The following is an 8,463-nucleotide window of genomic DNA, read 5'->3' on the forward strand; positions in this document are numbered from 1 at the left end:
TTCTCGCTGACCCGGCGGCTTGTCAGTCGTTGTTCCCGGTCAGTGGAGGCGCATTATAGGGAGTTCTCGGCAGGCCGCAACCCCTAATTGCAAAAAACTTTTCAAGCGCGGGTTTTTTCAACAAAAGGGCAAAAAAGCGGCGAATTAATGTCACTTTTTCAGGCAAACAGCCATAAAAGCTGGCGATCACTGGAGTAAAATAGAAATAACGATGTCAGTAAGGACCCGCAGCCATGCCGTTAAATGCACAACAACAGGCCGCCCAACGCAATCTTTCTTATCTGCTTGCAGAAAAACTCGGCCAACAAATTCTGGCAGGCGATTATCAGGCCGGCAGCATCCTGCCTGGTGAAATGGAACTGGGCGAGCAATTCGGCGTCAGCCGCACCGCGGTGCGCGAAGCGGTAAAGATGTTAGCCGCCAAAGGCATGTTGTTGCCGCGCCCGCGCATTGGCACCCGCGTGATGCCGCAAAGCCAATGGAATTTCCTCGATCAAGATTTACTGACCTGGTGGATGACGCGGGAAAACTTCGATCAGGTGATGCAACACTTCCTTATCTTGCGCACCTCGCTGGAGCCGCAGGCCTGCGCGTTGGCGGCAAACCACGCCAGCCCGCAGCAAACCAAGTTGCTGGCGGGGCTGATGGCGGAAATGCGCGCGCTGCATACCCAGTTTGATCGCGAGCGTTGGATCCAGGTCGATACCCAATTCCACCAGCTTATCTACGAGGCCAGCGGCAACCCGTTCCTGACCTCGTTCGCCAACCTGTTCAGTTCGGTGTACCAAAGCTACTTCCGCGCCATCACCGGCAATGAAGTGATCAAGCTGCGCCATCATCAGGCTATCGTCGATGCGATACTCGCCGGAGACAGCGCCGGCGCGCTTGTCGCCTGCCAGGTGCTGCTGAAAGAGAAAGACTAGACACGCTCCCCGCTTATATATAGAAGAAAGAGACGAGGGACAGACGACCATTTAACCAGGACCGACCATGACCCAATCCGCGCGCAGTATGGCAGGACTACCGTGGATCGCCGCAATGGCGTTCTTTATGCAGGCGCTGGACGCCACTATCCTCAACACCGCGCTGCCGGCGATCGCCCAAAGCCTGGGGCGTTCGCCGCTGGCGATGCAATCGGCCGTCATCAGCTACACGCTGACGGTGGCGATGCTGATCCCGGTCAGCGGCTGGCTGGCGGATCGCTTCGGCACCCGGCGCGTGTTCATCTTCGCCGTCACGTTATTCACCCTCGGTTCGCTGCTGTGCGCCTTGTCTCCTACGTTGAGCGTGCTGGTCGCCTCTCGCGTGCTGCAGGGCATCGGCGGCGCGATGATGATGCCGGTCGCGCGATTGGCGCTGCTGCGCGCCTACCCGCGCAGCGAACTGCTGCCGGTGCTGAACTTCGTCACCATGCCCGGCCTGGTCGGGCCGATTCTCGGGCCGCTACTGGGCGGCTGGCTGGTAACCTACGCCACCTGGCACTGGATTTTCCTGATCAATATCCCTATCGGTCTGCTCGGCATCTTCTATGCACGCAAATACATGCCGGACTTCACCACGCCCAAACGCCGCTTCGATTTCCTCGGTTTTATGCTGTTCGGCCTGAGTCTGGTGCTGATCTCTACCGGGCTGGAGCTGTTTGGCGAGCGGGTGCTGGCCAGCTACGTTTCGTTGGGTATTCTGCTCAGCGGTTTCGTGATGCTGTTCGGCTACATCGCGCACGCCCGCCGTCATCCTCAGCCGCTGATCGGTCTCGACCTGTTCAAAACCCGCACCTTCTCGGTCGGCATCGCCGGCAACGTCGCTTCCAGGTTGGGCACCGGCTGCGTGCCGTTTTTAATGCCGCTCATGCTGCAGGTGGGCTTCGGCTACACGGCGATCGTCGCCGGTTGCATGATGGCGCCAACCGCCATCGGCTCACTGATGGCGAAATCCACCGTCACTCAGGTGCTGCGCTGGTTTGGCTACCGCAAAACGCTGGTCGGCATCACCGTTATCATCGGGGTGCTGATCGCCCAGTTTGCCCTGCAAAGCCCGGGCATGCCGCTGTGGCTGATGATCCTGCCGCTGTTCGTGCTGGGCATGGCGATGTCCACCCAGTTCACCGCCATGAACACCATCAGCCTGGCGGATTTGAACGACGCCAACGCCAGCGCCGGCAACAGCGTCCTGGCGGTCACCCAACAGCTGTCCATCAGCTTCGGCGTGGCGATCAGCGCGGCGGTGCTGCGTTTTTACGAATCCCTGTCGTTAGGCACCATGATCGACCACTTCCATTACACCTTTATCACCATGGGGATCGTCACCGTGGCGTCGGCGCTGGTGTTTATGTTGCTGAGAAGGAAAGATGGCCGCAATTTGATCAGCGGCCAGGAAAGCAAGAAAGAAGCGAAGGCGGCCAGCTAACGGCGGCCCACCGAAGCGCGTTCCACCAGCTCGGGCGTCAGCACCAGCACCTGGGGAGCGCGCTCCGGGTTTTGCAGGCGGTTGATCAGCGCATCGATCGCCAGCTCGCCCAGCGAATCCTTCGGTTGATGAATGGTGCTCAGCGGCGGCGCCAGATAACGCGCCAGCTCAATATCATCGTACCCCATCACCGCCATATCCTGCGGCACGGAAAGCCCGGCCTGATACAGCGCCTGATAAACGCCTACCGCCACCGCGTCGTTGCCGGCGAACACCGCATGCGGCGGCTCTTCCAGCGCCAGCAGTTGGCGCATGGCGCTCACGCCGCCCTCAAACTCAAAGTCGCAATGCACTTCATACCCTGTCGGAACCGGTAATCCGGCGCGACGCATCGCGTTGCGATAGCCTTCCAGCCGGTGACGGGCGGTGGTTTTATCCTGCGGGCCGGCGATGCAGGCGATCTTGCGGTAGCCGCGGGCGATCAGATGATCGGTCGCCATCTCGCCGCCCAGCAGCGAGTTATCCTGAATAATATCGTTGGCACCCTCGAACGGCGCCCAGTCCATCATCACGATCGGCAATGACGGGTAGCGGCTCAGGGCATCTTGCGATGGCCGGTGGTTTTCGGTGCACATCAACAGCAAACCGTCGACGCGCTTTTGCAGCAGTGTCTCCATGCTGCGGTTCATGCGCGCGGCGTCTTCTTCGGTATTGCACAGGATCAGACTGTAGCCACGTTCATAGCAGCTGCGCTCCACGCCGCGCACCACTTCGGCATAAAACGGGTTGTTGCTGGCGGTCACCAGCATGCCGATGGTGCGGGTTTGATTAAGCTTCAGGCTGCGCGCCAGCGCGGAAGGCGCATAGTTCAACTGTTCCACGGCCGCCATGACCTTGTCGCGCACGCTGTCGCTGACAAAGCGGTTGTTGTTGACCACATGCGAAACAGTCGAGGTTGAAACGCCCGCCAGGCGAGCGACATCTTTCATGGTGGCCAAAGGATCACCCCTGCTGCTGCAAGAAGGCGTCGATCTCTTCGCGCCACGGCACCGAAGGCTGCGCGCCGGGGCGGGTTACGGCGATCGCCGCCGCCGCATGGGCGAAACGCACCGCGTCGGCCATGCTGTTGCCTTCCAACAGGGCGGTCACCAGCGCACCGTTAAAGGTATCGCCGGCGGCGATGGTGTCCACCGCTTGCACCTTGAAGCCAGGCACCAGTTTGCCGTTGCCGTTTTCGCTCAGCCACACGCCGCGGCTACCGAGGGTGATGATCACCGTCGCGATGCCTTTGTCGTGCAGCGCCTGCGCCGCCCGCGCCGCATCGGCGTCGTTGTCCACGGCGATGCCGGTCAGGCGCTGCGCTTCGGTTTCATTCGGGGTGATCATATCGATCATGCCCAGCAGCTCGTCCGGCAGCTCGCGCGCCGGGGCCGGGTTGAGGATCACCTGCGTTTGATGTTGCTTCGCCAGGCGGGCGGCGGCGATCACCGTCTCCAGCGGCGACTCCAGCTGCATCAGCAGGGCATCGGCGTCGATCACTTTTTGTTGGTAGCGCGCTAGGTAATCCGGCGTCACCGCGGCGTTGGCGCCGGCATCGATGCCGATCACGTTCTCGCCCTCGGCGTTGACGAAGATCAGCGCCACGCCGGTGGTGCTGTCGGCGATGGCTTCAATCGGTTGAGTATCAATGCGATCGCTCGCCAGCTGCCGGCGGATACGCTCGCCGATATCGTCGGCGCCTACGCAGGCGATAAAGGCGATCTCCGCCCCGCTGCGCCCGGCCGCCACCGCCTGATTCGCGCCTTTGCCGCCAAACGCCACCTTATACTGTTTCCCGATCACCGTTTCGCCCGGGTGAGGGAATTGTTCAATATTGAGGATATGGTCGGCATTGATGCTGCCCAGAACCACCAGCTTACCTGTTTCCATCGCATTGATTCCTGAATTGCGCGCCATCGTAAACGCCCCGTCCCGATGGCGCTGGTATGACTTACTGAGTGACCAGTTTCAAATCGACCGGAATGGTCGTCGGCACTTTTTCGCCTTTCAGCACCTTATCGGCGGTTTCCACGCCGATCACGCCGATCTGATCGGGACGCTGCGCCACGGTCGCCGCCAGCTTGCCGCCTTCGACCGCTTTCACGCCGTCGGCGGTGCCGTCGAAGCCTACCACGATCACGTCGGTTTTACCGGCGGTTTGCAACGCGCGCAGCGCGCCCAACGCCATTTCATCGTTTTGGGCGAACACCGCCTGCACATCCGGATGCGCAGTCAGCAGGTTCTGCATCACGTTCAGGCCCTTGGTGCGATCGAAATCGGCCGGCTGGCTGGCCAGCAGTTTGAATTTATTCTGATCCAGCGACTGTTTGAAGCCTTCGCCGCGTTCACGCGCGGCGGAAGTGCCGGCGATGCCTTCCAGCTGAATCACTTTGGCATCGGCACCTGCTTTTTTGGCGATGAAGTCACCGGCCATTTTACCGCCCACGCGGTTGTCCGAGGCAATGTGGCTCACCACGTCGCCCTTGCTCGCCACGCGGTCCAGCGTGATGACCGGGATCTTAGCCTGGTTGGCCATCTTGATGGCGTTACCGACCGCATCGGAGTCGGTCGGGTTGATCAGCAGCAGCTTAGGCGCCCGCACCATCAGATCCTGCACGTTGGCCAGCTCTTTCGCCGGGTTGTTCTGGGAGTCCAGCACCACCAGGTTGTAGCCCAGCTTATTGGCCTCTTGCTGCGCTCCGTCCTTCATCGAGACGAAGAACGGGTTGTTGAGAGTGGACACCACCAGCGCGATGGTCTCTTTGGCCATGGCATTGGCGCTCAGGGTGGCGCTCAGCGCGATGGCGGAGGCTAAGGTTGCCAGTTTTTTCATTTTCATCATCGTGATTCCTGTAGGGGGAGGTTACTTGTTGCTTTTGTTATCTACCAGAACCGCCAGCAGTATCACCACTGCCTTCACGATCATTTGGTAGTAGGAAGAAACACCCAATAAATTCAGGCCGTTGTTCAGGAAGCCGAGGATCAGCGCCCCGATCAGCGTGCCGACGATGCGCCCCTTGCCGCCGGCCAGGCTGGTGCCGCCCAGCACCACGGCGGCGATGGCGTCCAGCTCATAGCCGGTGCCGGCAGTCGGCTGTGCCGACGACAGGCGCGCCACTTCGATCACCCCCGCCAGCGCCGCCAGCAGGCCGCACAGCGAGTAGACGATAATCTTCACTTTATCGACGCTGATGCCGGACAGACGGGTCGCCGCCTCGTTGCCGCCCAGGGCATAAATATAGCGGCCCAGGCGCGTATGGTGCAGCATATACCAGGCGACGATGAACACGATCGCCATGATCCAGATCGGCGTAGGCACGCCCAGCGGACGGCCGATGCCGAACCAGCCGAAGGTGTCGGCCACGTCGGTAAAACCGGTGTTGATCGGGCTGCCGTTGGTGTACACCATGGTGACGCCGCGCAACAGCAGCATCATCACCAGCGTGGCGATAAAGGCCTGCACTTTGCCTTTGGCGACGATCACCCCGGTGCAGGCGCCAACCGCGGCGCCCAGCGCCAAGGCCGCCGCCACCGCCACCAGCGCGTTGACCTCAAAGCCGACGATCGACGCCGCCACCGCGCCAGTCAGCGCCAGCAGCGATCCCACCGACAGATCGATGCCGGACGTGAGGATCACCAGCGTCATCCCCACCGCCATGATGGCGTTCACCGAAGTCTGCTGCAGAATATTGAACAGGTTGTTCAGGGTGAAGAAGTTCGGGCTCATGGAAGAGACCACGGCGATCAGCACCAGCAGCGCAATCAACGACTTCTGCTCTAACAGCCACTCTTTACTGAACCAGCGCTTAGCTGCGATAGTCTGGGAACTCATATCTGATTACTCCTGCTTTACGCCGTATTGCTTGCCGACGGCTGCCGCCATCAACGCTTCCTGGGTGGCCTGTTCAATCGGGAACTCGCCGCTGAGATGCCCTTCATGCATCACCAGAATGCGATCGCTCATGCCCATCACCTCCGGCATTTCCGAAGACACCAGAATGATGCTCAGCCCTTCCTGTTTGAACTGGTTGATTAACTGATAGATCTCTTTTTTGGCGCCGACATCGACGCCGCGCGTCGGCTCATCGAGGATCAGCACCTTCGGCCGGGTCATCAGGCCGCGGGCGATCGCCACTTTTTGCTGATTGCCGCCGGAAAGCAGGCCGATAGGCTGCTCCATCGACGGCGTTTTGATATTGAACAGCCGGATGAAATCCCCCACCGCCTGCCGCTCGTCGGCCTGTTTCAGGCTGCCGTCGGCGCGGCTAAAGTAGCGCAGCGCGGTCAGCGACATGTTTTCCTTCACCGACATGCCCAACACCAGGCCGTCACGCTTGCGGTCTTCCGAGATATAGACGATGCCGTTCGCCAATCCATCCTGCGGCGAATGGGCGACCACCTCGCGGCCGTCCAGGCTGACGGTGCCGGCCTTGCGCGGCGCGGCGCCGTACAGGATCTTCATCAATTCGGTGCGCCCGGCGCCCATCAGCCCGGCCACGCCAAGGATCTCGCCGCGGTACAGCGTAAAGCTGACGTCTTCAACGCCGGGGCCTGAAAGATGACTGACTTCCAGCCGCTTTTCACCACGCGGCAAATCCAGACGCGGATATTGTTCTTCCAGCTTGCGGCCGACCATCATCTCAATCAGCGAATCCTCCTGCAGCTCGCTCACCGGCCGCTCGGCGATAAACTGCCCGTCGCGAAACACGGTCACGTCGTCGCAGATTTCAAAGATCTCTTTCAGACGGTGCGAGATATAGACGATGCCGCGCCCTTCGGCCTTCAGCTCATTGATCACCTTGAACAGCGAGGCGGTTTCGGTGTCGGTCAGCGCATCGGTCGGTTCGTCCATGATGATCACTTTCGATTCGAAGCTCAGCACCTTGGCGATCTCCACCATCTGCTGATCGCCGATCGACAGCTCACCCACCAGCCGGTGGCTGCTGTAGCGGAGATTGAGCCGCGCCAACAAGCGATCGGCCTCGGCGTACATGCGCTTCCAGTCAATGCGGCCGAAACGGTTGACGAACTCGCGGCCGAGGAAGATGTTTTCCGCAATTGTCAGCTGCGGGATCAGGTTCAGCTCCTGATGGATAATGCCGATGCCCGCTTCCTGCGAATCCTTGGGCCCGTTGAACGCCACCTCTTTACCGAGAAAATACTGGCTGCCGGCGTCTTTCTGGTAGATGCCGGTCAGCACTTTCATCATGGTGGACTTCCCGGCGCCATTTTCCCCCACCAGCGCCATCACCTTGCCGGGATAAACGCTGAGGGCGGCGCCGGAAAGCGCCTTCACGCCGGGAAAGGCTTTATCAATCCCTTTCAGTTGCAGTAAAGGTTGCATAAACGCCTCAGAAAGTTACGCCGGCGCACAGGATCACGTTCGCGTAAGGCGAACACTCTCCGCTGCGGATCACCGCCCGGCTGTGTCCGGTTTGCGCTTTAAACGCCTGATGGCTGATATAGCGCACGCTGATGGTATTGCCCTGGCGTTGGCCCAGTGCGGTCAGTTCAGCCAACAGAGCCTCGTGGAGCGACGGATTCTGTTTCACGATCTCTTCCGCCAGGATGGCGCTTTCTACCTGCATCTCTTGCGTGACCGCCGCGAACACCTGCATGAAGGTCGGCACGCCCTGCGTCAGCGCCAGATCGATGCGCTGCGTCGCCGCCGGTATCGGCAGGCCCGCATCGCACAGGGTGAGCTGGTCGGTATGCCCCAGCCGGGCAATCACGGCAGACACGTCGGAATTCAGTAATACGCCTTTTTTCATCTTCTCACTCCGCTAGCGAAACGTTTCGCTATCCGGGGGAGTTTAAAAAAACGGCAGGGGAAGGCAACCGGGACAATGCAGAAGTGTGATCGCTATCGAAACGTTTCGTTCGCGCACGGAGAAAGCGCAAGTAAAAGACCACCTCCTGAGGAGGTGGCTTTACACGACGCCCCCTAAAAGGGGGCCATTTTCGAGTTAATCCTGCAACAGCTCCATCTGCTGTTCGATCTCTTGGTCCTCCTTATCC

Annotated in this window: 8 protein-coding genes; 2 read left to right on the forward strand and 6 right to left on the reverse strand. The window is 60.3% G+C overall.

Translation table 11 applies throughout. The annotated features are described in order from the left end of the window. Window positions 1-233 precede the first annotated feature (233 nt). Window positions 234-923: a FadR/GntR family transcriptional regulator gene (locus tag ACJ8OK_RS24100; RefSeq protein ID WP_004933751.1), complete on the forward strand. Its 690-nt coding sequence runs from the start codon at window positions 234-236 to the stop codon at window positions 921-923. Between the two features lie 67 nt (window positions 924-990). Continuing rightward, a complete protein-coding gene (gene mdtD, locus ACJ8OK_RS24105) occupies window positions 991-2,406 on the forward strand; it encodes a multidrug transporter subunit MdtD (RefSeq protein ID WP_015379462.1) in 1,416 nt (471 codons plus the stop codon). Here mdtD and rbsR read toward each other — a convergent pair. The 6 genes from rbsR to rbsD form a co-directional block, all read right to left on the reverse strand. Next, window positions 2,403-3,404, reverse strand: a complete 1,002-nt coding sequence (gene rbsR / locus ACJ8OK_RS24110; protein WP_033631375.1) for a ribose operon transcriptional repressor RbsR — start codon at window positions 3,402-3,404, stop codon at window positions 2,403-2,405. The two genes, mdtD and rbsR, sit on opposite strands and share 4 nt — an antisense overlap. Window positions 3,405-3,408: 4 nt before the next feature. Further along, window positions 3,409-4,335, reverse strand: coding sequence for a ribokinase (rbsK, locus tag ACJ8OK_RS24115; protein ID WP_085337620.1), 927 nt, complete (start codon window positions 4,333-4,335; stop codon window positions 3,409-3,411). A 61-nt stretch (window positions 4,336-4,396) separates the two neighbouring features. After that, a complete protein-coding gene (rbsB, locus tag ACJ8OK_RS24120; protein WP_033633514.1) occupies window positions 4,397-5,284 on the reverse strand; it encodes a ribose ABC transporter substrate-binding protein RbsB in 888 nt (295 codons plus the stop codon). Window positions 5,285-5,308: 24 nt separating this feature from the next. Next, window positions 5,309-6,277 carry a ribose ABC transporter permease gene (gene rbsC / locus ACJ8OK_RS24125; protein ID WP_442531157.1) on the reverse strand — a complete coding sequence of 323 codons (969 nt, stop codon included), beginning with the start codon at window positions 6,275-6,277 and terminating at the stop codon, window positions 5,309-5,311. Between the two features lie 6 nt (window positions 6,278-6,283). Then, a complete protein-coding gene (rbsA, locus tag ACJ8OK_RS24130) occupies window positions 6,284-7,789 on the reverse strand; it encodes a ribose ABC transporter ATP-binding protein RbsA (protein ID WP_004933767.1) in 1,506 nt (501 codons plus the stop codon). Between the two features lie 7 nt (window positions 7,790-7,796). Next, on the reverse strand, window positions 7,797-8,216 hold the full coding sequence (rbsD, locus tag ACJ8OK_RS24135) for a D-ribose pyranase (RefSeq protein ID WP_060558002.1): 420 nt from the start codon (window positions 8,214-8,216) through the stop codon (window positions 7,797-7,799). Between the last annotated feature and the right edge of the window lie 247 nt (window positions 8,217-8,463).

Source organism: Serratia sp. CY71090, from assembly GCF_052166845.1.
Lineage (GTDB): Bacteria > Pseudomonadota > Gammaproteobacteria > Enterobacterales > Enterobacteriaceae > Serratia > Serratia nematodiphila.

Coding starts and splice junctions, on each gene's coding strand:
- ACJ8OK_RS24100 (WP_004933751.1), top strand. CDS start 234: ATGCCGTTAAATGCACAACAACAGGCCGCCCAACGCAATCTTTCTTAT.
- mdtD (WP_015379462.1), top strand. CDS start 991: ATGACCCAATCCGCGCGCAGTATGGCAGGACTACCGTGGATCGCCGCA.
- rbsK (WP_085337620.1), bottom strand. CDS start 4,335: ATGGAAACAGGTAAGCTGGTGGTTCTGGGCAGCATCAATGCCGACCAT.
- rbsB (WP_033633514.1), bottom strand. CDS start 5,284: ATGAAAATGAAAAAACTGGCAACCTTAGCCTCCGCCATCGCGCTGAGC.
- rbsC (WP_442531157.1), bottom strand. CDS start 6,277: ATGAGTTCCCAGACTATCGCAGCTAAGCGCTGGTTCAGTAAAGAGTGG.
- rbsA (WP_004933767.1), bottom strand. CDS start 7,789: ATGCAACCTTTACTGCAACTGAAAGGGATTGATAAAGCCTTTCCCGGC.
- rbsD (WP_060558002.1), bottom strand. CDS start 8,216: ATGAAAAAAGGCGTATTACTGAATTCCGACGTGTCTGCCGTGATTGCC.